Here is a 24,350-nt window from a genome sequence, read left to right as displayed (position 1 = left end):
AACGAAAAAATCACTTACCGAGTATTTCAATAAGAAGCTCTGTCATAGCGCTGTCATCAAGGCCTTTTTCATGAAGAAGGCAGTAGTGCACTCCATCTTTTTCCCAGCCTGCGGCATTGAAGGCAGTTTCCGTACCCTGAAGGGTAACCTCCACTCCGTTTATGGTTCTTACGGTCTTGGTCGAATAATCAATAAAATCACCTGCGATATCGCCGTTTACATACTCGGAAGCAGCTTCCTCGGAGGCCACTCTGTAATATACATTTCCTCCGTCAATATAATAATTGATCTCCATCATACCGCTGTCATACAGAAGGTAATGATTCTCGGTTGACGCATTAAGAAGGCTGTCGATATCGGTTATTGTTCCACCTGCTTCAGCGGACAATTCCTTGGCGGATGCAAATTCCGTCACCATGCTCGGAACTTCCATTTCATCCTGCTCTGTTTCAACTGACTCATTTTTGGCAGTGTCTTTAGTCTTATCATTCTTGGACGGAGCAGCGGGAGCTGGCATAGCAGATGGTTCCATCATTGGCGCTGAATTCACAGCATCACCTCCCTGAGCTCCCATGATCGGAGCTGCCTCATCTGTAGCTGCTTCTTCATCCGCATAAGCTGCTTCTGTTGTCTCCTCAGCCATTTCATAGGTTGCAGCAGGTGCTTCGGACGTAGCTGATTCCATGGATTTCCTGCCGGACATGTTGCCAAATACTGCGTAAGCACCCACCAGTACCACTGCGAACATAGCGGCAACTGCGCCGTAGGTCCTTACAAAACTTATTATCTTGTTTTCCTTTTTTTCTTTTTTGGGAACCGATTCAAAAGTCTTAACGTCATCAAAGTTCGTATCCTCAATGTTTTGAAGGATGCGCTTTTTCATATCGTCAGTAACTTTGACTTTATCCATAACTTCATTATATTTACTCAAAGTCATACGCCTCCTTCAGAATTTCTTTTAATTTCTCTCTTCCCCTTCGAAGATCCGAGCGCACTGTTGACTCATTTTTGCCAAGAATCTCAGCTATCTCCTTAGTAGCATAGCCCTCCTGGTAAAAAAGATGAACAACTTCCCTGTAGTTCTCCGGGAGCTCTTTTACCGCATCCCATACGAAGGCAAGGTCGTCCTGTTCCTCTCCTGTCAGTTCCTCAGCCAGCTCGTCGGTTTCTCTAAGCTTGTTGTACTGGATCTTGTTCTTACTGAGATTGGCTGCCACACGAAGAAGCCATGCCTTCTCATGCTCGCTGCTATCGAAGGCCGGATCGTTCTTGATAAACTGGATCAAAGTATCCTGCAGAATATCCTCTGCGTCGCTCATATTATGCAGATAGGAATAAGCCATTCTGAGAATATTGTTGCCATATCTATCAATAAGTAATCCTGCTCTCTCCGCTGCCGTCGCCCCTGCCACAGGCCTGTCCACCTTAGCTGGCGCAGCAAATAAAGATAAAGCAAGCTTCCTTATTTTCCCTACAGCACTCCCAAGTAATCCGGGAAGTTCCCACAGAAGGCCGCCATATGGCATATATTCGCCATTTTTAGTCATAACCATGTTTACTGTCCTCAACTCTTTTTCCATATCCCGCGAACCTTAACCAATAAGTCCGCACTCCTTAGACAGTATAACATAAATTGCCTTCCTACTATATATACAAAGAGAAGAGCCAAAATGTTGCAGACTTTAGTAAAAAAAAGTGACAGGCACTTTAGCGGAACAAAGTGCCTGTCACTTTACTATAGTAAATTATCAGACTTTGAAGCAGCTTCCTCCGACGAACTCTCTGCAGATGGAGTTCTTGGGAAGCATGGAACTGTCTACACTGACGAAATAGTCAAGGAACTTAAGAAGTCTCTTGGCCTCATAATACTCCGGTTCATCCTTACCGATGTTGAACAAAAGAGGCTCTGCGAAGGGCTTGATAACTGCCAGCTCGTAGATCTGAGCTGAGTTGAACATCTCATCCGCGCCTTCCTGGAAGGGGAAGATATTGGCCTCCTCGCCGGCTCTTACTGAGCCCCACATGCTGATGGTCTTCTTGGCGGAAGCGCCTCTTGTTCTGGCATCCCTTACGATTCTTCTAAGGAGTCTGCCGTCTGTTGTAGGTATTCTGTTATGATCGTCAATACTCAAGGTTGTAAGAGCACTGATATAGATCTTAAACTTGGACTCACTTGGAAGTGAATAACTCATCTTTTCATTAAGTCCGTGAATTCCCTCGATCACCAGCACATCATTTTTGCCAAGCTGCATGAACTCTCCGTTCATCTCCCTTTTGCCGGTAACAAAGTTAAACTCGGGCATTTCAACTCTCTCGCCTTTAAGGAGCCTTGTCATATCCTGATTAAAACGCTCAACATCAAGAGCCTCAAGACATTCGAAATTATAACTGCCGTCTTCGCTTAGAGGTGTATCCTCTCTGTTTACAAAGTAGTTGTCAAGGCTTATGGGATGCGGCACCAGTCCGTAGGTACGAAGCTGAATTGACAATCTGTTGGCAAAACTTGTTTTGCCGGAGGAGCTGGGACCTGCAATCATAACGAATTTGACGTCAACTCTCTGGAATATCTTCCTGGCGATGTCCGCGATCTTGCTCTCCTGCAGCGCTTCCTGCACCAGCATCATCTCATTGATCCTGCCGGAGCAGACCATGTTGTTAAGATCGCCCACGTTTGATATTCCCATCATGCTGCCCCAGTCACTGGCCAGCATCATGGTATTAAAGAGCTTTTCTCTGGGCTCTGATACCACCAGCTCACCCGGATTCTTTTTTGTGGGGAGCGTCAGCATCAGGCCGTCGTGATACTTATCCACCCTGAACTTCTCGATATAAGAGGTTCTGGGCAGCATATAGCCAAAGAAATAATCATAGAGATCATCAATTCTGTAGACGTTGATTTCAGAACTTCTGCGGTATTTCAGAAGTGCTACCTTGTCATCCATGCCCTGATTTCTGAAGATCTCTATGGCATCATCAAGGGGATATACCTTCTTGGTGATCTGAATATCCGCGTCAACCAGCTCCTGATATCTCTCTGTGACCTTGGCGGCAAACTCATCGGTTACAGGCACGCCAACCACTGTGCAGTAATATCCGTTGCCGATAGTAAACTCCACCTTGATCTTAACATTGCTGCCGACGCCCGCCACATCACGAACCGCCTTGATCAGTATCATCACCGCAGTCCTTCTCATGGTCTCATAGCCGATGCTGTCCGCAAAGGTGACAAAAGAGAGCTCGCCGTCCTTTTTAACAGCCTTAAACAGCTCTCTTATCTTGCCGTTAAATATAACGGCCGCAATCTTGCAGGGAAAGTCCTTCTGATATTCCTTTGCAATAGTCTCAAAGGATGTTCCCTTGTCGTATTCTTTTGAAACCCCGTTTATTGTAACTATAGGCATATATTTGCCTCCTGATTCTTTAATTATTCAGATAAAAAAGAAGCCTTCCGTTCTCTTCGTTTTCTGAAGCCACCTGTTCATATCTCTCCGGATGTTCTTCCCTGGAAAGGCTCTTCAGAATAGATTCGTTTACAGTCGTTCCATGACTTACGAAATCTCTTAAAAGAGCGTCTTTGCGAAGAATATTGGACTCTCCGAAGCGGTCACAGAGGCTCTCGGCGCACTCTTTATCGCACCCTGTCTTCTCCATAAGCTCTGCCACACACTCTGCCGATCTGTCCTTGGAGCCATCGGTAAAATCAATCTCCATGGGAAAATAATATTTTCCATCCTCAAGGACAACCTGCTCCCGGACTATTGAATAGCCCTTGCCTCTGATATAGCGCCTGAATTCACAGAGCTCTGACTGGGGCTGCAAAACAGCCTTCTTAATGCCAAGCTTATTGATGTCACAGTCACTTAGGATTCTGACCATAAGGCCTCCTCCCATTCCTGCAATAACAAGAGCATCTGCTTCCCCTTCACCAAGCTCCTTAAGACCATCAGATAGTCTCGTGGTTATCCTGTCTTCATAACCATAGTCCTTAATATTTGAAAGAGCTCCTGACAAGGGGCCCTTTCTCACATCCATTGCAATGGCTTTATCTGCTATATTGTTCTGAACAAGATATATGGAAACATATCCGTGGTCACAGCCTACATCAGCTGCTGTGGCCACCGGGTGTTCCCCTCTTAACATCTCCGCAATGGTTATCAGCCTTTGCGACATTTTTCCTTCAATATTCATCAGTCAAGATAATCCTTAAGCTTGCGGCTGCGGCTGGGATGACGAAGCTTTCTGAGAGCCTTGGCCTCGATCTGACGGATACGCTCACGGGTTACGTTGAACTCTTTTCCTACCTCTTCAAGGGTTCTTGCTCTGCCGTCATCAAGACCAAAACGAAGACGGAGAACCTTCTGCTCACGCTCTGTCAAAGTTCCGAGAACCTCCACAAGCTGCTCCTTAAGAAGTGTGAATGCAGCTGCGTCGGCAGGTACAGGCACGTTGTCGTCCTGGATGAAATCACCAAGATGGCTGTCTTCCTCCTCACCGATAGGTGTCTCAAGGGATACAGGCTCCTGGGAAATCTTGAGGATCTCGCGTACACGCTCAACAGGCATGTTCATCTCCTTGGCAACTTCCTCGGGAAGCGGCTCACGGCCCAGTTCCTGAAGGAGCTGACGGCTGACTCTGATGAGCTTGTTGATGGTCTCAACCATGTGTACAGGAATACGGATGGTTCTGGCCTGGTCGGCGATGGCTCTTGTGATAGCCTGTCTGATCCACCATGTAGCATAGGTTGAGAACTTGAAGCCCTTACGGAAATCAAACTTCTCTACAGCCTTGATAAGACCAAGGTTACCCTCCTGGATAAGATCCAGGAACAGCATTCCACGGCCAACATATCTCTTTGCAATACTTACAACAAGACGAAGGTTAGCTTCTGCAAGACGCTTCTTGGCTTCGTTACCTTCATAGATGATAGCATCCAGCTCTTTTCTTCTGGCCTCTGTCATCTTGTTCTTGCCCTTATCTTCCTCGATCTCCTTCTCGGCATCGATTCCGGCTTCCATAGCCTTGGCAAGGTCAATTTCCTGCTCAGCTGTAAGAAGAGGAACCTTACCGATCTCCTTGAGGTACATTCTTACAGGATCCTCAATGCTGATTCCATCGGGAACAGAGAGGTCGATATTCTCCATATCAACTTCATCCTCATCGGAAATGAGCATATCGTCGTCATCGGGAATAACATCATCATCGTCACTCTCGGATACCTTGAGAACATCGATTCCGGAGTTCTCAAGAACCTCAAGTACGTTATCAAGCTGTTCTTCATTGAGATTAAGATCAGTGAAGAAATCATTTATCTCTGCGTACTCAAGTACGTTTTTCTTTTTCTTTGCAAGAAGAAGTATATCCTTGATTCTCTGGGTGAATACTTCTCTTGTGGCTTCGTCAAGCTCTCCGTCTGCTGATACCTTGGGAGCATCCTCAGACTCTGCCTTTGCTGCCTTCTTGGAGGTCTTTCTGGTCTTGGGCTCCTTAACCTCTTCCTCAGCCTCTGCTGCCTTCTTGGAGGCCTTCTTAGCCTTAGGCTCCTTAACCTCTTCCTCGGCCTCTGCTGCCTTCTTGGAGGTCTTCTTAGCCTTAGGCTCCTTAACCTCTTCCTCAGCCTCTGCTGCCTTCTTGGAGGTCTTCCTTGTCTTGGTCTCTTTAACCTCTTCCTCGGCTTCTGCTGCCTTCTTGGAGGTCTTCTTAGCCTTTGTATCTTCTTTTGTTGTTTTCGCTGCGGCAGACTTGGTAGTCTTGGCAGCTGACTTTATTGCTTTCTCGGTATCCTTGCTTACAGTTTCTTTCTTTGCCATTTTTTTATCTTTCCTTTTCTAATTGTTTTTGTGTAAATTAGTCGTCCGGTGATATTTCCGTATGTGAGAGTTTTTCCAGATCCTTTTTCCCCTGGATAGTCTTGATGAGATATTGGGGATCGTCAGGTTTTAACTCTTTTTTCTGCCTCTCGTATCCTGCCAGCTTGACGCCGTAGATGATATCGTGGAAAGCCTTCTTCCTCTGATCCCTGGTCTCGATGTCCACCAGGTTGGTATTAAACATCTCCGCCACCTGGGCGTGTTCCGTTTCATCCCGGAAATGATCCAGTATTGCCGCGGGGGAGAATCCACCGCTCTTTAGTCCTTCAAATAATTCCCCGGCTACTCTCCTGTACAGATCATCCGAAAAATCTTCGGGTGACACGTACTTTATCACCTTGGGGTAAAGACCCGGCTCATCCGTAAGCCACGTAAGAAGGAGTCTTTGGTTCTTCTTTGCACCGTCCTCGGGAGTCATCTTCTTCTGAATGCCTGTTTTGGGTCTCTCTGCAGGCCTTACTATTCCGCCACGGTTTGCAAATCCGGTAACCATGCGCCGCAGGTCATCCACCGGAATGTTGTACCTTGCGGCCACCGCCTGTATGTAATTTTCTCTCTCCAGAGCCTCTTCGAATTCGCATAGCTTCTTGGCTATTTCTTTGTAAAAAGAGGTCTTGGAATCCGGATCGGACATGTCATGCGCTCTCTCCAATATCCTTACTTCGAAGAAAAATGGATTCTCGGCATTCTTGATCCTCTCCTCGAAGGCTTCCCTGCCTTCGTTTTTGATGAATTCATCGGGATCCTTGTGGGGCTGCAGGTTAAGGACCTTGCCCTTGATTCCCACTTCCTTAAGGATTCCTATTCCCCTTAGCGCTGCCTTGGTACCGGCTTCATCGCTGTCGTAGGATAGGATGACTTCATCTGTATATCTTTTAAGCAGCATGGCCTGCCCCGTGGTAAAAGCTGTTCCAAGGGAAGCCACCGCCATGTTAAAGCCAGCCTGATGCATGGCTATAACATCCATGTAACCCTCACAGATTATCATGTAACCTGCTCTGGAGTTCTTGGCATAATTAAGGCCGAAGAGATTTCGGCTCTTGTCAAAGATCATCGTCTCCGGCGAATTCAGGTACTTGGGCTTGCCATCTCCCATTACTCTTCCGCCAAAGCCGATGACCTTGTTGGAAGCATCCTGAATCGGAAACATAACTCTGTTCCAAAATTTATCATGAGTCCCGAACTTATCGTCGTGGGACGCAAGACCTGCTTCTATTATCTGACTGTCCTTGTAGCCAAGGCCCCGCAAATGCTTCACCAGATCATCGCTGGTAACATTGGCGTAGCCCAGTCCAAAATGCTGAAGGGTCTCATCCGTCAGCTCTCTCTTTCTGAAATACTCAAGCCCCTTCTCACCGGTTCTGCCTCGGAGCTGATAATAGTAATACTTGGCAGCCTCCTTGTTGATATCAAGGAGTATCTGACGCTTGTCCCGCATAGCCTTGGCCGCGGGGGAGTCATCCTCCTCCGGAAGCTTGATGCCGGCTCTGTCCGCCAACTGCTTTACTGCTTCCTGAAAGGTCAGATTGTCATATTTCATCAAAAAAGAAATGACATTTCCGCCGGCTCCGCAGCCGAAGCAGTAATACATCTGCTTGTGGCCCGAAACAGAGAAAGAACCGGATTTTTCATTATGAAACGGACACAGTCCGAAATAATTTGCTCCCTTCTTTTGCAGATGGACATATTGACCTATGACATCCACAATATCATTCCGTGAGCGCACTTCTTCCAATATTTCCTCAGAATAACGCAACTGACTCTCCTCTTTTCATCCCCAAAAACTACTACAAAACGCCCCAGGAACGAGGCACATATATTTCTTCAAAAACCGCAACCGCATATCTGTCAGTCATGGAGCTGACATAATCACAGACAGCTCTCTCTTTGGCTTCCCCTTCATCCATCATCTTCTTGAGATACTCGGGAATCTTGTCTATATGGTCAAGATAGTAGCTGTACAAAGTCTTGATCATATCTTCAACCTTGCCTTCCTGACTCTTGGCAATCGGGTTGGTATATACTCTTTCAAACATAAACTTCCTGAGCTTATGAAATGCATCATAGATCTCATCCGACATCTGAATGTTGTCCTTGTCCATGCTGTTGGAAATTATGTCATGGATAAAGGTATCAAGCCATTCTCTCTTGGACTCACCTATTACCCTGCGAAGGTCCGCAGGCACGTCCTCTTCACTGAGGATCCCACCTCTTATGGCATCATCCATGTCGTGATGCATATATGCAATCTTATCGGATAGCCTTACCACCTTGCCCTCAAGGGTCCCCGGTGTTAAGTTCATCTCGTGATTAAGAATACCATCTCTTACTTCCCAGGTCAGATTAAGACCGATTCCGTAGTTCTCCAGCTTCTCCACAATGCGAAGACTCTGCTCGTTGTGCCTAAAGCCTCCCGGATTGACATCATTAAGCGCTCTCTCGCCTGCGTGTCCAAAAGGGGTATGTCCCAGGTCATGGCCCAGTGCAATTGCCTCAGCCAGGTCCTCATTGAGCATCAGAGCCTTGGCTATGGTTCTGGCATTCTGTGATACCTCAAGGGTATGGGTCATTCTGGTTCTGTAATGATCACCGTCAGGAGACAGGAAGACCTGGGTCTTGTCCTTGAGGCGTCTGAAGGACTTGGAATAAAGTATCCTGTCCCTGTCGCGCTGAAAACAAGGCCTGATGTCACAAGGCTTCTCTTCTCTTTCCCTACCTTTGGAATTCATGCTGAGAGTAGCATGTTTACTTAAGATTCTGGTCTCTCGTTCTTCAAGTTGTTCGCGAATTTTCAATTTTAGCTCATCCTTTTTTGTCCAATGTTAAAAAAAGAAATCCCACATCTTAATTATTCGACGTGGGATTTCAAAATCCTTTTTATTTTTCAAAAAATTTTAAACAATTTGTTCCGGATTGCTCCAAAGGGCGATCCTCTCTTCATATTGCTGATTGAACCAGGCCACTGCCTGTTCAAGTCCCTCCTGTGAAACCTCGAATTCCTCAGAGGTCATAAGAGCCTTATCTGTCTGTGCATAGGAATAGGGCTCCGGCCATACCGTCGCAAGAAGTGATGCCGGTCCTCTCTGGTCCACGGGAACGAATTTGACATTCTCAAGAGGCTCTCTTGCCAGTCTGTATCTCATTCCCTTGTAGCTGCCAAAGAAGGCTTCTCCGTATTCATAATGCATCAGATTAAAAAAAGTACTTAACTCAATTGCCATTAAAATCCAACCCTGCCTGTTTCGCTGTGGTTTACAACATAATAAGCCGCATTGTCCGAAGGCTTGATATAAACCTGAATCTCCTTAATATCCGTGATGTTGTGGCCACGGCTGACGAAATCCTTCTTAGCCTTCTCAATAATATCTGTGGTCCTAAGTTCATGACTGTTGTACTGAACAAAAACCTCTTCCTTGCATCTGTGCTTGGCAGCTCGAAGAGTGATATCCTGTCCTACTGCCTTGGCAACCTTAGTGGCCTTCTGTGATCTCTTCCTGACTACCTCCGCAGCGGGAGCCGCTGTCTCTTTAACCTTCTTGATCACAGGCTCAGCCTTGGTCTTAACTTCACCATAAACAGGCTCGGCCTTGGTCTTTAAGTCTCTGATAACCGGTTCTGCCGCCTCTGTTACTTCCTTAGCAAGTTCCTTAATCTTATCTTCTGCCTGCTTTCTGTCCATGTTGTCCCCCTTCCAAAGCATAAATGCTAAAATTATGATTTCTTTCTAATTCTAGTCTCTTTAAACACTTTAGTCAAAGTACCGGCAAGTACCACAAGCGCCATCAGCAAAATAATGTAAGAGGATGTCATATCTCTGTCTGAGGTCTCTCCTCTTCTTGCTCCCAGAACTTCCGGAAGATCAAGGTCATCTCTGTAGGCTCCGAGAACCTCAGGAAGATCAGGAATAACGCTGCTCTCAGATGTGGTTACAACCACGCCCTGTGTAGGCTCAGTCTCCGTAGTCGGTTCCGGTGCAGGTTCCGGATTTGGCTTGGGTGTAGGTGTGGGCTTAGGAGCGGGTGTAGGCTGTGGATCGGGCTTAGGATCCGGCTTGGGCTCAGGATCCGGTGTAGGATCGGGATCCGGTGTGGGATCAGGCCCGGGCTCCGTTTTCTTCTTGTTCGTAAAGTTGAATTCATGATAAACATTGTTCTTATCAACCACGATAATCTCAAGCTTATCATATTCTTCCTCAGTCAGGAATGCTCTTATCTGAGAATCTACCTTGTCAAACTTGGTTGCCTTGAAGACAAAATAATGCTTGGTGTAATCACCTATGTATCCCGTGGGAGCTTCAATTTCCTGATAATAGTACAGTGTATCAAAAATAAGTGAGTTGTATTTGCCGTCTACATCAAATACTACGCTATAGTCAATATCATCAGTGGTCTTCTCTACCACAAGGCTGCTCTCACCGGTCTTAAGATCAACTCTGTACAGGCCGATCTTACATCCATCAAGACCCTTGGAAGGTTCATCTGCATCGACCTTAACAACCTTGACGCTGCCCTTACTGCTGGTGATCTTAGCCTGAACATCTTTTACAGCGTACTGCTTATCGACCTTGGAGGAGTTCTCAATATCGCCGTAGAGTGTCGCTGTATTTGAAACCTCTACCTCAACCTTGGAATCACCAATATCAGTGCCGTAATCCGTATCTGCCTTAACAGCATATTTTACAAGAAGTGCGGTGCTGTCAGGAACAGTTATCTTGAAGGTCTTGCGGTCATAGGATACTCCAACGCCGTTCTCACCAAGATCAACCTCTGTCTCTGTTCCGTAGTAGTATACCTTAAGACTGTCTTCCACGAAGAAGCCGTTCTTAAGTGTATCTCCGAGAACAAGAGTATCACTGTCGGCCTTGAGATCAACAGCCTCTCTGTTAACCACGATCTCATATTCGATCTGCTGAGTATTCTCGTCAAATCCCGCAGTCTTCTTAAGGAACTTGAACTCCTCAACAGCGCTGGCATTGGTTCCACCGATGCTGCCACCTACGGTTGCAATAACATTATTATCAAAAGATACTGTGGCTGTACCATCGTCCTGAGCCATCTTCTTGATTTCGCTCAGATACTCATCCTTTACATAGGACTTGAACTCAAGTACATAGTAGTTATCTCCGGCCTTCTCCCAAGTGAAGTTCCACTTAAGAACATCACCAAGCTCGGCAGATTTCTCTGCTACAGGTTCAACACCAAATGTTGTTCCGTCGGCCTTGGTAATAACAGTAGATCCGGCAAGGTACCGGAGCTTGTCAGGAAGTATCTCGGTTACTGTGGCCTTGGCACCGCTCTCAATATCTCCATTGGTCTGTCCCAGCTCATTCTTGTTGATATAGACCTTCCATGGAATAATGTAACGACCATTCTCAGAATATCCCTTAAGAGCTTCCTTCATAAGAGGAAGTCCCTCTGTTGTGATGGGATAAGATGCATCATCCTGGACCTTTCTGCCATCGATGATAAGTTCTGTATGGTTGATAATATCAATTGTACTTCCCTGAGGGAATGAAAGGTCGCCCTCAGATCCGTAATAGTGCTGTGTCTTGTAGTACAATCTGTAGCTGCCGGGCACAAGCTTATCTACGGTAAGAGTAAAGGATGACTCACCATAGGTAACCTTAAATTTGGTGATGGGAGTTGTTGTATTGTCCTCATTCACCTTAACAAGCTCGATGCCCTCAAGCATCTTAACTCCGATCTTCTTACCCGCAAACTCAGCTACTGCAGGAGCAATATTGTCCTTAATGGTGATAGGATAATTAGCTCTTTCACCGTTTACGGTAAATTCTGAGATCCAGGTAACGATACCTGTCGCGTTATCTCTTTCAAGGACATTCTTCTCAATGCGGGAATCAAATTTACCCACATGATAATATCCATTCTTCTCAGTAGCTTCATCCAAAAGTGTGTCACCATCATACAGATATACACTGTTGCTATACACAATTGTGTCAGTAGGAAGATTAGTTATCTTAGTATAATATTTGAGTCTGTAACCATAAGCAGGTGCATCATCCGGGAATGTGTACTGAAGCTTCCAGTTATCACCGTCCTTGCTGATGTCTGTAGCATAGTCATAATGTCTCCAGATCTTACCATCAAGAGAGTATTCAACCTCAACGGACATTGATGAGAATTCCATTCTGCTATCAAGGATATCCACCAATTTTTTGCCGGCCATCTCCTGGCGGCTTCCGTTGTTAATATAGACGTACCAGCCTGCTACTCCGTCTGCGGAAATCGCACCGATACGATTCTTTCTTAACCAGTCGTGTTTGATTGAGCAGGTTGCATAACTGATAACTTCATGCTCACCGGTGCAGCCCTTCCACTGCCACGTAGCAGTATTTCCATAGCCTTTTTCAATAGCATCGGTTGCTACAGCGTCCTGAAGCTTGGTTGCCTTGACTCTATAGAAAAGAACATATTTGCCTTTTTTTATTTTTCCGACATTAACGTTAAGAGTGTGACTGTCAGCAAGACTGAAGGTAGCCGGAACTTTGCCGTAATTCGATGTTTTAAAGGTCCAGGAACCGGGTACAAACTCAAGGTTCTCTCCAAGAACATCAGTGATGGTGAAATCATCTGTATCTGCTGATACATCAAAAACAACCTCGAAGCTCGCTTCTCCTGAACTGATAACCACAGGAGCCTTGGTAGCTGTGATAACAGGTTTCTTCACTGTGATAACCTTAACCTGCTCACCCGGGAACTCAATTCTGATGGGTTCATCGCCGTGATTGCCGGCATCTGCTATCTTGCACTCAAGTTTTACACTGCCGTTTATTCCATTGGGCTTATTCTCAAGATACTTCTTATCGATTATAAAAGTAATGACATGAGGATCGGTAAACACTGCCTTACCAATCAGCACATCACCATCCCTTACCTCAATTTCCTTGCCAAGAATACCGGAAAAATCAAGTTCATCCGGAAGTGTATATGTAAATATACCATCAGGAATAGCCTCGGCATCGAATACATGGAAATCAAAGGAAAGTGTGATCTCCTCATTGATATCCCCGATTTCATCCGGAAGCTCAAAGTTATCAACTATTCCAAATTCAGGATTATTGAGATCGTTGGCTGCATGATATTCTTCTGAAGGCTTATTCTCAGAAGGTGTCTCCTCAGAAGAGGAAGATGAAGATGCGTCCTCTGATGATTCAGATGAAGCCTCATCTGCGGCATCTTCTGCAGAAGATGCTGCGGCAGAGGATTCCTCAGCGGCAGGTTCTATAGAAGTGCTCTCTGATGAAGCATTCCCCGGCTCTTCGGGAGCCTTGGGCGATACTTCTACAGAGCTCTCCGTTGATGCCTCTGAAGGGCTCTCTTCGGGACCCTCTGAGGAGCTCTCTGAGGAGCTCTCTGATGAAGCCTCTGCAGAACTTTCTGATGAAGATTCTGCGGATACCTGTGTATTGTTATCCTGTGAACTTTCGGCAGATGCGTCTTCAGACGCCTCAGGAGCCGAACCTTCAGATGCAGAGTCTGATTTCTCTGCAAAAGAAATGTCTTTTAATGAGCAGTCTGAGTCATCACTCTGATACTCGGCTGCAATAGCGGTTTCTCCGTCAACTGTAAACACTACAGCCGACTCAAAGGTGGAGAAAAAAGTGGTCAAAGCCAATGCTCCCACCAACAATCTTCTAACTACGTAATTCTTCATGTCTTGAGAACTCCTCCCACAAAACTTTATTTTTCTCCCCAAAAGAAAATGTAGATATATATAATTATCTAAACCTGTTCATAAAATTTGCCATGGGACCAATTGCATCCTGCAGGTCCTTGATTGCCTGATTGAGTCCTTCATAATCGACTTCAGTCATGGATTTGATGGCCGCTCCCAATGATTCCCCATTCTCATCGACGAGCTTGTTAAGGTTACTGCTGGCCTGTTCCATGCTCTTAGTCATATCGTTAATCTGTTCAATGGACTCCTGCGCCTTGGCAAGTGATTCCTCCGCCTTGGCGGCAACATTATTAATATGAGCAAGTGTTGTGCTGACTCTTGGCACCATAACAAGTACTGATATAATCAATACCGCGAGCATACCCCCTATGCATGCGGTGGATATATATTGAAGCCTAAGCTTCTTCCTGGTCAGATCCCTTAATTCAGTTAATACATCTGCATCTTCCTTTGTAGTAACATTATCCTTACTTGTAGCATCAAAATTTTCGTTCATAATTACCCCTCTTTTTCAAGAATAAAATTTCAGTACTTAGGATAAAAAAACGACCTACCGATAATACTAGTAAGCCACATATAATGTAACTGCGTAGAAATTCACACGTACTATAACACATTTGTGACCGTTATTCAATGATAATTCTTGCCTTATCTAATTTGCTCAAGTATAGACGGATCCTTAATTTTGCCATCTTCCGCCAAAAACAGGATTTTTGTTATTATCTCTGAAGTCTTTGGATCCTCATCGGCAAAAGGAAGGAACATTTTGCCCCTGTGCTGAGAATGTACCGGTAAAATATTTATCATACTACCACCCATTTTATGAACCACACCGCTTCCGAGATGCACCGAGTAGTTACCATATTTTCCCTGAATGTGAGCGTGATTTTTTTCAATGGTTACATTCGTAAGCTTAAACAGCGGAAGTGTAAACTCTACAAGTGCTGCTCTCATCTCAATTGTAGAATGGCTTGTTTCAGGATCAACGCCGCCTGCATGAGCAACACTGACTGCAAGATCCACATCTCTCATTACCTCAGAAAAGATAATGTCGGGGATATCCTTAATCCTTATGGGCTCCCAGGTCTTTCTGTCCATAAAAGAAACCCATTCAACAGTCGGCGCTTCTATATCCGCAGGGGAGAACCAGTCTGCCAGAGCATATATTGTGGCGATGATATTCTCTTTGTAATAAACCTTCTGAATGCCGAAGTCTATATCTGCCACCCAGCGGCGTCCCTTGAGGCAGGCAAGAGTCTTCTTAGGCTGGATCTGATTGCCTGAATACCTTCTGGTATCTTCCATCTCAAGTTCTTCTGAGGTCTTGATGTACAGCTCTCTGAAAATCTGCTTGAAGGGCTGAACTGTCTTATTATCAAACAGGAGCTTCTGATACTCACTCCAATGACCATCCTTATAAATATGATATGGATGAGCAACCTTAAGCTCTGCCTCTTCCTTAAGACTGATCTCTTTCCCCTCATGATCTGAGAGTTTACCGCCATTGATGAAGCCCAATCTGCCACTTCCTTCTTCAATAAAAAGAAGTGATTTTACGATAGGGGATACTATTGGATTGTCCTCTAAAAGAGTAAGTTCTTTAGCAGTGAAGGTTGTTCCCTCTTCCATAGCCTGCTCAAACATTAACCTGGTTCTGCGATACTGCTCTGTGAAACTCTTTTTAGTCTCCAACAGTGCCTTAACTTTGTCGTTCTTCTTTATCTTGGCGGGAATAGACTTAAGTGTTTTGCCATCCTTGTTTACAACAACCTCTGTCTTACCAAATTCATCAACGCTCAGTCTTAAGAGAACGCCCTCAACCTCTATATCCTCGAAGACCTCCCTGGAGTCTTCCATAACCTTCGTTTCCATCCTAAGGGTAAGTCTTGTAACATCACTGAAGCCTGCATTGTTTGCAAGATTCTGCATTGCCATGGCAACTGCCTTGCCCTCGCTGACAATCCTCTGGGCGCCAAAGTTCTTACTCTCCTTAAGGAACTGCTGAAGGTACTGATATCTTTCGCAGATGTCGTCCTCACTCTTAAGTGGAATAAGGGGATATGCCATCAGGAAGTCTTTGTTTCTCTTATCAGCTACTATCTCCTTAAGTTCATCAGGGGTATATCTTCCAAGAGCAGCATCAGCGTATTTGCGGGCTCGGGCATGTCTTGCTCCGTCGCAGATATACTTAGCGGCATCATAAACAAGGTTAAAATGCTCTTCTCCCAGCTCCTCGAAGGCACTTCTGAACCACTCAATATCGAAGGCTCCGTCGCTTAATTCCTCAGAGGTAAGAGGTGTATATCTTGCTATTATGGCATCCTTCTTAGGATCTGCGTCACGGCCATATTCATCACTTTTCATATGGGCCATGAAGTAATAGCAGGTAGAGATATAACCCTTCCACCCAAGGTATTCCTCTACTATTTCAAGCCACTCGGGAGAATAAACAGAGGCCTCAACAAGTCTCTTTTCAGTAATATCCGTACCCGCAAGCAGTACCTTAAGCCTGTCTGCATTATCATCGGGCCCGGGAACGCAGACTGCCAGCAGATGGGATAACGCTCCCTTCTTAGTCTCTGTGGAACAGAACTCATAACGCTCAAACTTATCTTTACCAAGAGCAGATAGAATTGCCACAAAATTCTCCGCACCGTATATTCTTGAAATATTGCTTACAGCTTTGGAATATTCTGTCATGGTGTCGCCGCGTCTTAGCTCCACAGGCAGTACTTTTCCCAAAACCTTATCGTAAGCTTCATCTATAAGCTGCAGATATCCCTCTTCACCATGCTGCTCCAGTATTTTACCAATGGTCTTCTTCCAGTAGTCCCTAGCCCTTGTGGAAACGAGCCTGTCCTTCTCCCGAATAATCGTAATGGCTGACGACAGGAACCTGAGGGCAGCACCCAGATCATCTTCAAAAAGAATTTTGTACATCTGCTGCCGCGTAATAATCCCTTTATACGCTGCATAAATTGCAAGCTTCGGTTCAATGACCATATACGAAGGATATTTTCCTCTGTTATTGAATCTGTTTCCCGAAGCTTTATCATCCAAAGACCTGATCTTTGGCTTAAACTCCCTGTGAATATAATACAACCTTGTAAAAAGCGGGAATGTCAGCTGCAAAGTCTTATCATCCATACGGTCGATTTTGGAAAGAAGTCGGTTAATCCTGACATCTGAAATACCCTCAGTGTAATGGCTGGCTGTAGTTATACTCCTGATAAACTGTGGATCTATGGAATTACCCTTAACAAAGAACCAGGCCAGCGCTATGGCAAGACTCTGAAGCTCCTCCGTGGTTACATATTCTTTAATGATTGCTTCGAGTATTCTCTTACTGTGCTCTGCATAGATACAAGCGGGCTTATTGGAAAAGCCTTGTCCGTACAGCTTGTCCACAGCCTCTGTGGAATAAAAATTGGTTATACTCCTGAAAAGATAATCCGCAGTCATTGCATACATTCTGAGAATGCGCCTCTTATCCGGTATATGCTCTGCAAAATACTGTTCCCAGAGTTCCATCAGTGGTACGACCAGATTGTAATCCTTATCAAGAATCCCAAAGATTCTGGAATCGCAGCCAATAATCTGCTTCTCTCCGGTTCTGTCGGTATATTCATCCTTTTCATGAAGCTTTATAAACTCGCCAAGATTCTCAAGGTCCTTACAGGCCTGCAGATATGTTGAACAGTCTTTTTTGCCTCGGACAACATCAACAATTTTACCGATAAGGCCTTTTTCTGCTGTTCCTCTTTTCAAAAAGCTCTCAAGTTCCGAGTCGGGAAAATAATCCATGAATACTTTCACATGCTCTTGAAAAAGATTTGCATCAAGTTCCTCCGGTTCATAGAAATCTTCTTCTGAGTAAAGAATCTCTTCCGCACTGTTTTCGTCATGTGTATCGGACATCTCCGGAATGAAGTTTGCCAGAAGGATCTTCTCTGATGAGGAAGGATCCTTTATATTTGATGCGTGCTTAAGGCATTTTTCATAGAGAACTTTTTTGGTTTCATCCTTGGAAAGGGTCATTACCATATCCAAAGCTGCTGTTCTCTTCTCTTCTTTTTTATCGGATAAAAGCCTTGCCACAGTGGCCTCTATATCTGCGTCGCCTCTGCCCATCAAAAGCTTTATCAGGTTTTCCCTTGCATCCGCAGCCTTATATCTGAGGAGAGACTCCATCTGAAGATAATGCGCCGGAGCTAGTTTCTGCGTATTTTCCGCAACTATTTTATAAGCTTGAAAACGTACAGAATCTGATTTATCAGCAAGAGCAGCCACAAGAGTATCAAACTGCATTGTTGTAGCAGGTTTGTTAAGTACATCTCTGATGACCCACAGTCTACAGTAGGGATCTGCCTCCTTAAGCATTCCGCAGATCTCATCGAGCATTTCATTGTTCCCGAGCTTCTTGGCGATATATGCCATCTTGATAGTAACATCGCCCTTTGCAAGTGAGTCCTTGTTCCATTCGAATATATAGGGATCGCAGGTTATTCCTTTTCCCGGAATAAGGTTATACAGCTCCCTCATGTATCCATAGAATCTTACAGCCTCATCTTCATCCTCAAAATAATCAGCGATACCGCCCTCATCCCATTTGCCGTAATAACTTGACCTGGACATGAAAAAAGGCTTAAAACATCCCACCATGATATCTATATCATCGTGATGCGCTTCCACCACGGGCTTACTTGCCATGTGGTAAAGTCTGCTGTTACCCAGAATCCCCATAGTGTAGGCTGCAGTCATTATCTGATGCTTGGAACCATTGGCAGAAATATCACGGATCCTGGCAATAAGATCCCGAACCTCATAGAATCCTATGGCCCACAGCGCGATATGCATCTTCATGGAGTCTTCTGAGGCAAGGTATTCTTCACGCTTTTTTTCATCCGAAATGCAGTCATAGACATAGTCCGCCATCTTATTACTGATGCGTTCCATCTTGGTATTGTCATAGTTCCAGAAGCAGAGCCATACAGCAAAGGCTCTTTTTACCGAAGAAAATCTGATGAAATTGTTATCAATGATGATCTTGTTAAGATATATAAAGGCTTCCGGCGTTCCCTCATCCATGGTCTCGCAGATTGCCTGGCGAAGACCTTCCTGGAGCCCTGCAGCCTTAAGGAGCTTGCCCAGCTCCTCATACAGTCCCTGATCATGGCTCCTTACAATTGCGTAGATGAAGCTTCTTTCAAATCGAATATCATTTTCGCCATTGATAGAATCCTTGATAAGACCTATAAGCTCATCGTTCCCGAAATCAATCTCCGCTGTCATGATATCCGTGACACAGCCTCTGGAAACGTAATTATCATAGCTTCTGTAATGCTTTTCAGCCTCCGGAAGGTCCTTTTTGATATACTCACAGATATCGCAGTCCACAAAATTGTCTGTGCCGAACTCCTTGAGTTTCTCAATGGAATTCTCAGCAATAATATACGGATCTCTGGTCCTAAGGGATCTTCTTCCCATGCCATGCTGATATATCCACTCATGCAGGTGGTCCAGAGTATAATAAACATGCTTTTCAAACTGTGGGTTTATAAACTCGCCGAAAAGGCCTGATGCGCTACTTTTGATAAACTCAGAAGGGGCTTTGCCCTGAGAAATATGGTCTACAAACTTAAAAAACAGAGGTGACTTTTCTTTGTTATAGTCACAGGAACAGACAAAGCCCCTGAGCTCCTCCTGTAAAACTTTTATTTTGTCATCTGACTTTTTTCGAAAATCCATTTTCTATAACCTTCCCTTTAACCTTTTTTCACCACATTCTGCCCGCAAGCATTACCAGGCGGATAAATGTGACCTCCGTTCCTTCTTCAATATTCACTTTGCTATCCTTATCCCCCGCATCTTCCTCTCCGATGAAGATACGAAAAAGACCGTCCTCGTAGGCAAGGAGTGCATCCTCTATTGCCTTATCCCTGTCTGCCTTTTTCTCCCCATAATTAATTCCAAAGGCAATCTTGCCGATCTCGCTCATATCGTCGATCTGCTGCTGTGACAATGGCTGCGGGTTATCTCCTTTTTCGAAGCGGTCATTATATTCTTTTACACAGGTACTGACACATTCCCTGATCAGGTCTGCTACAGTGTCCGGTTTATTTTCGATATGAAATTGCTGCTGATTGATCTTGCTTTTTCTTTTACCAAGCTGTTTGATGTTTACAAGAATTTCCATAGAGTATGCCCCTTGAAGTCGCTTTGATACTATGATTGTACCACATAGGTCACCAAAGGCAATCAGGAATTCACTGATAACTCCTAGCCTTTCACAATCAATCCCACCAGTTCTTCTATCGCTCTGTTCTGATGTTTATCCTTGTGGACAAAAACTTGAGAATAGATTGGAAAGTCATCGCCTGCCCAGTCAATCTTCTTAAGCTTCTTTTCATGTATTTCAACCTCTGCTGTCATGGCAGGCATAAAGGCGATTCCAAGACCGTTCATGGCAAAGGCCTTGAGGATTTCCTTGCTGCTGGTCTCAAGCTCGATCTTAGGTGTTACGCCATGCCTTGAGAAGTCATCAAGAAGCATACGTCTGAAGCTACAGGTATGGGATGTGATAAGAAGGGGAACGTTAGCAAGATCCTCCTCTTTTACCTTCTTCATTTTAGCAATTGGATGATCCGGTCTTGCAAAAAAGGCAAGGGACTCTTTCTTCTTGTGGATCAGTTTGAGCTCAGGATTCTCTATAAGCGGGTTTAAGGTGTATACCAGATCCAGCGCTCCATTCTTTAAAAGTCCGGGGAAAGTATCATGATCTATGAACTGGATCCGTATGTCCATTCCGGGATATTTTTTCTTGTATTCCATAAGGTTCTCCGGAAAATGCTTGTAGCATAGCGACTCCGAAACACCAATCTTAATAATGCCGGAAGGAATCTCCGCAGCTGATACCTCCAGCAGCATCTGCCTCTGAAGCTGCAACATCTGCTCCGCATAGGCTATGAGCTTCTCTCCCTCGGTAGTCAGAACAAGGGACTTACCAAGTCTCTCGAAAAGAAGGCATCCAAACTCATCTTCCAGGAGCTTGATCTGCGTCGTCACGGTTGACTGGGCATATCCCAGCATATTTGCGGTAGCTGTAAAGCTCCCGGTCTCAACAATTTTCAAAAAGGTCTCAAGCTGTGTGTTATTCATATCGCCCTCTTATATATATCAATATTTTTGATGGTTACAATCTGTTATTTCGATTTTACTGATATATCGTTTGATGCTATTGTACATTTAAGAACACATAAAAGCAAGTTATATATGCACTGTCACACTTGTGGCAAGGAGGAACAGGCTATGAGCATAGAGGTTAATAACCTGACAAAAATCTACAGACTAAAGCACGGGCAAAAAAAGCTCGCTGTGGACAATATCTCTTTTACCATTCCCGACGGAGAAATCATAGGCTTCATCGGCCCTAACGGGGCAGGCAAGTCCACCACCATAAAGATGATGACAGGAATTCTTGTGCCTGATAACGGCTCTGTTTCCATAGACGGATTGAATTTCAAAAAGAACCGGAAAGAGATCATGATGAAAACCGGTGTAGTCTTTGGGCAAAAAAGCGTTCTGTGCTGGGATATTCCGGTCATTGATTCCCTGAAACTCTTTAGGGACATGTACCGTGTTCCAAATGACGTTTATAAAGAAAACATGGCTGTTTTTACTGAGATTCTTGGGCTGGATGAGTTCATAAATCAGCCCCCAAGGCTCCTAAGCCTGGGCCAGCGCATGAAAGCTGACCTGACGGCATCGCTTATCTACAACCCTGATATTCTCTTTTTGGATGAGCCCACCATCGGAATCGATGTGCTGTCAAAAGAGCGAATAAGGCAGTTTATCAAAAAGACAAACGAAGAAAGGCACACCACCATCATTCTGACCACACATGATGTTTCAGATATCGAATCCCTGTGTGAGAAGATGATCATTATCGACAAGGGTTCTCTTATTTATGACGGTACTCTCCCAAAGCTAAAGAGTATTTACCGGACCACAGATCTGGAAGAGATTATCAAAAAAATCTATCTGGCAGGAGAAGAAGGAAATGCGAAAATATGCTGATCTGGCAATAATCGGAATAAAAGAACATACAGCGTATCTGAACTCTGTATGGGCGAATTTTCTCGCTAAGATTGTTTATCTGTATATGCAGTATGCTCTGTGGACCGGGCTTTTTTCCTCCAATACAGGCAAAAATATCCCTTTAAGCCAGGATGAAACCATAAGGTATATCATTGTGGCCACCGTAATATCCACATTTATGGAATGTGATGTTATAGCATGGATCAATAACCAGATTCAGTCCGGGGATGTGGCGAATCAGCTGATACGTCCGCTTGGCTATAGATCAATGATATTCGCCAAACATATCGGAACGAGCATTGCAAGAATTATGATCTATACTCTGCCGCTTGGGATATTGATTTCCATCTTTTACCATGGAGAGCTTATCTGCCGGGAGCAGCTGCTGTACGGATTTCTGTCCATAATTCTGGCCTATCTGATCCAGTTTTTATATTCCCTGATAATTGGTCAGATGGCCTTCTGGCTGATCGTCACCTGGCCGCTGAACATGCTACTGGCAGCGATTTACAAGCTCCTGTCCGGGTCCTGGATTCCTGCTGCAATGTTCCCGCGGGTTCTCACCGTGATAAACATGTTTCTTCCCTTCCGGGCAATATATGGAATACCGGTCACCCTCATTACCACCCCAATGTCTTATGAGAGTATCTGCGAAAATATATTCATTCAGCTTATTTGGCTTGCTGTTTTGTTTCTGGTATCGGAAGCTGTTTGGATAGTAGGAAAAAATAAACTTGTAATTCAGGGAGGCTGAATCATGTATCTGCTTAAAATGTACAGACATTTTGTGATCATATATATGAAAGGGAAGCTGGCTTATCACTTTTCTCTCGTTTTTGAACTAATCGCCAACACGATCCAGATAGGTGTGTACTTCGCGGGATTTATGGTCATATTCCATAATTTCGACAATATCGCTGGATGGACGCAGAATGAAGTCCTATTCATGTTTACCACCAGCTGGCTGACCTACAGCCTTAGCTGCTTCTTTTTCTGGAGCCCCATGAAGGATATGGGCCAGCTGATCCGCACCGGCAAATTTGACCTCTATCTCACAAGGCCCATAGGCCCCATGCTGTATATGGTGCTGCAGCAGTTCCAGTATACCTTCATACCCCGCCTGGTTTTGTCCGTGTTTTTCTGGATCTACAGTATGAGGTCGCTAGCCATTGAATGGGCTGTCTATGCTGTCTTGTACTATGCAATAAACATTCTCTCTTCCTTTGTGATATTTTCTGCCATCACAATTTTTACCGGCGCTGTCAGCTTTTGGGCAGTAAAAAGTGAGGAGATAGTATCTCTCCTCACCAATAACAATCATGGGTTAAAAAATTATACGGACTATCCTGTCACTATTTATGGCAAAGGAATCGGATTCCTTCTTACCTTCATCATCCCCTATGCCTTTACCGGCTATTACCCTGTGGCAAGCCTTCTAGGAAAAAGTTTGCCCCACCCGGAATATGCTTATCTATCACCACTAATTGCTGTGATTACCGGTATCGCGGCATATCTGCTCTGGAACTACGGCCTTAGGCATTATAACAGCGCAGGGGCTTAAATAGTTATAAGTTCATATTCCTTTACGCCAAAGCCCATCTTGGCAGCTGCATCAATGGTATGCTCGCCATTCCTTGTCTGTACTCTTTCAAGGAAATGGTCTTTTCCCGGATCCTCAGATTTATAGATCAGATCCATACATGCTCTGTCTATTGCAATGGGATCCGTGGATGCAAGAATGCCTACATCTGCCATGCAAGGATCTTCTGCAATAGCACAGCAATCACAATCGACAGACAGATTCTTCATAACATTGATGAATACCATGTTTCCATGGAAGTGGTCCACTACAGCCGATGCAGCTTCTGCCATTGATTCAAGAAAAGCATCCTGTGGAGGAAGATCTTCCCATACCACGCCCTGTTCTTCTGCCTTAACATATTTTCCTGCAGAATGTATATTGACCTTTCCCGCCGTGGAAGCGCATCCGATTGAGAGCTGTTTAAGAGCTCCGCCATATCCGCCCATAGGATGTCCCTTAAAATGTGAAAGGACAAGCATTGAATCATAGTTCATAAGGTTTTTCCCTACAAGATCACTCTTCAAATGATCAGCATGGGATATCGGCAGCTCAACGTCAGGCCCTTCTGCGTCCATCAGATCCACTACAAAATATTCATTCCAGCCATGCTTTTTAATGAGCTTAACATGCTTGTCAGTGCTGTTTCTCTCACCATCATAGGCTGTGTTGCACTCTACAACGGTTCCGCCTACATGCTCAACCATTGGCTTCCAAAACTCAGGCTTAAGATAGTTCTGATTGCCTTCTTCTCCGGAATGTACCTTCACCGCAATCTTGCCTTCAAGTTTTTTCCCAAGAATGTCATACATTTTTACCACCTGCTCCGGTGTGATGTTTCTTGTAAAATACACCTTAGAAACCGATCCCATGTTAACCCTCCTATTCATATGTTAATATCTTAAGTTCTTCCTTTTCGCTGATTCAATATATATGATGTAGGTGTCAAAAGTATCTTTTGACACCATTTGATATACGAATTGCTCCATGACTATCGTCATTCTCGCAATTCTACAAATATTCGGAAACCGCTAATTTACTGCGTAAATTGCTAATTCCTCATATTTGTTTGGGCCATAAAGTCAAAATGCTTAACATGCCAGCATGTA

At 44.7% G+C, this 24,350-nt stretch carries 18 protein-coding genes; 3 read left to right on the top strand and 15 right to left on the bottom strand.

From position 1 onward, the window contains the following. Window positions 1-10: 10 nt before the first annotated feature. The 14 genes from NXH67_RS09320 to NXH67_RS09255 all read right to left on the bottom strand — a co-directional run bounded on the left by NXH67_RS09320 (window position 11) and on the right by NXH67_RS09255 (window position 20,723). Window positions 11-931 carry a hypothetical protein gene (locus tag NXH67_RS09320; protein WP_272797213.1) on the bottom strand — a complete coding sequence of 307 codons (921 nt, stop codon included), beginning with the start codon at window positions 929-931 and terminating at the stop codon, window positions 11-13. Beyond that, window positions 924-1,580, bottom strand: coding sequence for an RNA polymerase sigma factor (locus tag NXH67_RS09315; RefSeq protein WP_242830347.1), 657 nt, complete (start codon window positions 1,578-1,580; stop codon window positions 924-926). The genes NXH67_RS09320 and NXH67_RS09315 overlap by 8 nt, the downstream gene beginning before the upstream one ends. 168 nt (window positions 1,581-1,748) lie before the next feature. After that, the gene (locus NXH67_RS09310; protein ID WP_022778158.1) at window positions 1,749-3,401 is read right to left on the bottom strand and encodes a nucleoside kinase; all 1,653 of its coding nucleotides are present in this window, start codon (window positions 3,399-3,401) and stop codon (window positions 1,749-1,751) included. Window positions 3,402-3,420: 19 nt separating this feature from the next. Further along, window positions 3,421-4,170: a class I SAM-dependent methyltransferase gene (locus NXH67_RS09305; protein WP_272797388.1), complete on the bottom strand. Its 750-nt coding sequence runs from the start codon at window positions 4,168-4,170 to the stop codon at window positions 3,421-3,423. Window positions 4,171-4,187: 17 nt separating this feature from the next. Next, window positions 4,188-5,366 (bottom strand): RNA polymerase sigma factor RpoD, encoded by a 1,179-nt coding sequence (gene rpoD / locus NXH67_RS09300; RefSeq protein ID WP_026668657.1) that lies wholly within the window; start codon window positions 5,364-5,366, stop codon window positions 4,188-4,190. 478 nt (window positions 5,367-5,844) lie between these two features. Continuing rightward, on the bottom strand, window positions 5,845-7,623 hold the full coding sequence (dnaG, locus tag NXH67_RS09295; protein ID WP_272797212.1) for a DNA primase: 1,779 nt from the start codon (window positions 7,621-7,623) through the stop codon (window positions 5,845-5,847). Window positions 7,624-7,654: 31 nt separating this feature from the next. Further along, window positions 7,655-8,662: a deoxyguanosinetriphosphate triphosphohydrolase gene (locus NXH67_RS09290; RefSeq protein ID WP_272797211.1), complete on the bottom strand. Its 1,008-nt coding sequence runs from the start codon at window positions 8,660-8,662 to the stop codon at window positions 7,655-7,657. Window positions 8,663-8,761: 99 nt separating this feature from the next. Beyond that, window positions 8,762-9,088, bottom strand: coding sequence for a hypothetical protein (locus NXH67_RS09285; protein ID WP_022778163.1), 327 nt, complete (start codon window positions 9,086-9,088; stop codon window positions 8,762-8,764). Next, window positions 9,088-9,567 carry a DUF6465 family protein gene (locus NXH67_RS09280; RefSeq protein ID WP_272797210.1) on the bottom strand — a complete coding sequence of 160 codons (480 nt, stop codon included), beginning with the start codon at window positions 9,565-9,567 and terminating at the stop codon, window positions 9,088-9,090. Before NXH67_RS09280 ends, NXH67_RS09285 begins: the two co-directional genes overlap by 1 nt. A gap of 11 nt (window positions 9,568-9,578) precedes the next feature. Continuing rightward, window positions 9,579-13,541: a hypothetical protein gene (locus tag NXH67_RS09275; protein WP_272797209.1), complete on the bottom strand. Its 3,963-nt coding sequence runs from the start codon at window positions 13,539-13,541 to the stop codon at window positions 9,579-9,581. 64 nt (window positions 13,542-13,605) lie between these two features. Then, the gene (locus tag NXH67_RS09270; protein WP_022778166.1) at window positions 13,606-14,061 is read right to left on the bottom strand and encodes a hypothetical protein; all 456 of its coding nucleotides are present in this window, start codon (window positions 14,059-14,061) and stop codon (window positions 13,606-13,608) included. A gap of 152 nt (window positions 14,062-14,213) precedes the next feature. Further along, window positions 14,214-19,313, bottom strand: a complete 5,100-nt coding sequence (locus tag NXH67_RS09265) for a DUF4132 domain-containing protein (protein ID WP_272797208.1) — start codon at window positions 19,311-19,313, stop codon at window positions 14,214-14,216. Window positions 19,314-19,341: 28 nt separating this feature from the next. Beyond that, window positions 19,342-19,761: a hypothetical protein gene (locus NXH67_RS09260; protein WP_022778169.1), complete on the bottom strand. Its 420-nt coding sequence runs from the start codon at window positions 19,759-19,761 to the stop codon at window positions 19,342-19,344. 83 nt (window positions 19,762-19,844) lie between these two features. Beyond that, window positions 19,845-20,723 carry a LysR family transcriptional regulator gene (locus NXH67_RS09255; RefSeq protein ID WP_022778170.1) on the bottom strand — a complete coding sequence of 293 codons (879 nt, stop codon included), beginning with the start codon at window positions 20,721-20,723 and terminating at the stop codon, window positions 19,845-19,847. A gap of 150 nt (window positions 20,724-20,873) precedes the next feature. On the opposite strand from NXH67_RS09255, the gene NXH67_RS09250 reads away from it, so the two are divergent. From NXH67_RS09250 to NXH67_RS09240, 3 genes are read left to right on the top strand one after another with little or no spacing between them, the layout of a single operon-like run. Beyond that, window positions 20,874-21,641: an ABC transporter ATP-binding protein gene (locus tag NXH67_RS09250; protein WP_272797207.1), complete on the top strand. Its 768-nt coding sequence runs from the start codon at window positions 20,874-20,876 to the stop codon at window positions 21,639-21,641. Further along, on the top strand, window positions 21,625-22,416 hold the full coding sequence (locus tag NXH67_RS09245) for an ABC transporter permease (protein ID WP_272797206.1): 792 nt from the start codon (window positions 21,625-21,627) through the stop codon (window positions 22,414-22,416). Before NXH67_RS09250 ends, NXH67_RS09245 begins: the two co-directional genes overlap by 17 nt. A 3-nt stretch (window positions 22,417-22,419) precedes the next feature. Then, complete coding sequence (locus NXH67_RS09240) at window positions 22,420-23,223, top strand: ABC transporter permease (protein ID WP_272797205.1); 804 nt, start codon at window positions 22,420-22,422, stop codon at window positions 23,221-23,223. Here the strand turns inward: NXH67_RS09240 and NXH67_RS09235 are convergent. Continuing rightward, window positions 23,220-24,113, bottom strand: a complete 894-nt coding sequence (locus NXH67_RS09235) for a DUF362 domain-containing protein (protein WP_022778174.1) — start codon at window positions 24,111-24,113, stop codon at window positions 23,220-23,222. The genes NXH67_RS09240 and NXH67_RS09235 overlap by 4 nt on opposite strands. Window positions 24,114-24,350 lie beyond the last annotated feature (237 nt).

The organism is Butyrivibrio sp. DSM 10294 (assembly GCF_028539135.1).
Taxonomy (GTDB): domain Bacteria; phylum Bacillota; class Clostridia; order Lachnospirales; family Lachnospiraceae; genus Butyrivibrio.
This window is presented reverse-complemented; position numbering and strand designations above follow the sequence as displayed.

Excerpts from the sequence above, each read along its gene's own strand:
- NXH67_RS09270 (WP_022778166.1), bottom strand. The coding sequence starts at position 14,061 with ATGAACGAAAATTTTGATGCTACAAGTAAGGATAATGTTACTACAAAG.
- NXH67_RS09305 (WP_272797388.1), bottom strand. The coding sequence starts at position 4,170 with ATGTCGCAAAGGCTGATAACCATTGCGGAGATGTTAAGAGGGGAACAC.
- NXH67_RS09260 (WP_022778169.1), bottom strand. The coding sequence starts at position 19,761 with ATGGAAATTCTTGTAAACATCAAACAGCTTGGTAAAAGAAAAAGCAAG.
- NXH67_RS09250 (WP_272797207.1), top strand. The coding sequence starts at position 20,874 with ATGAGCATAGAGGTTAATAACCTGACAAAAATCTACAGACTAAAGCAC.
- NXH67_RS09245 (WP_272797206.1), top strand. The coding sequence starts at position 21,625 with ATGCGAAAATATGCTGATCTGGCAATAATCGGAATAAAAGAACATACA.
- NXH67_RS09235 (WP_022778174.1), bottom strand. The coding sequence starts at position 24,113 with ATGGGATCGGTTTCTAAGGTGTATTTTACAAGAAACATCACACCGGAG.
- NXH67_RS09285 (WP_022778163.1), bottom strand. The coding sequence starts at position 9,088 with ATGGCAATTGAGTTAAGTACTTTTTTTAATCTGATGCATTATGAATAC.
- NXH67_RS09275 (WP_272797209.1), bottom strand. The coding sequence starts at position 13,541 with ATGAAGAATTACGTAGTTAGAAGATTGTTGGTGGGAGCATTGGCTTTG.
- NXH67_RS09255 (WP_022778170.1), bottom strand. The coding sequence starts at position 20,723 with ATGAATAACACACAGCTTGAGACCTTTTTGAAAATTGTTGAGACCGGG.
- NXH67_RS09315 (WP_242830347.1), bottom strand. The coding sequence starts at position 1,580 with ATGGAAAAAGAGTTGAGGACAGTAAACATGGTTATGACTAAAAATGGC.
- NXH67_RS09280 (WP_272797210.1), bottom strand. The coding sequence starts at position 9,567 with ATGCTTTGGAAGGGGGACAACATGGACAGAAAGCAGGCAGAAGATAAG.
- NXH67_RS09310 (WP_022778158.1), bottom strand. The coding sequence starts at position 3,401 with ATGCCTATAGTTACAATAAACGGGGTTTCAAAAGAATACGACAAGGGA.
- NXH67_RS09240 (WP_272797205.1), top strand. The coding sequence starts at position 22,420 with ATGTATCTGCTTAAAATGTACAGACATTTTGTGATCATATATATGAAA.
- NXH67_RS09265 (WP_272797208.1), bottom strand. The coding sequence starts at position 19,313 with ATGGATTTTCGAAAAAAGTCAGATGACAAAATAAAAGTTTTACAGGAG.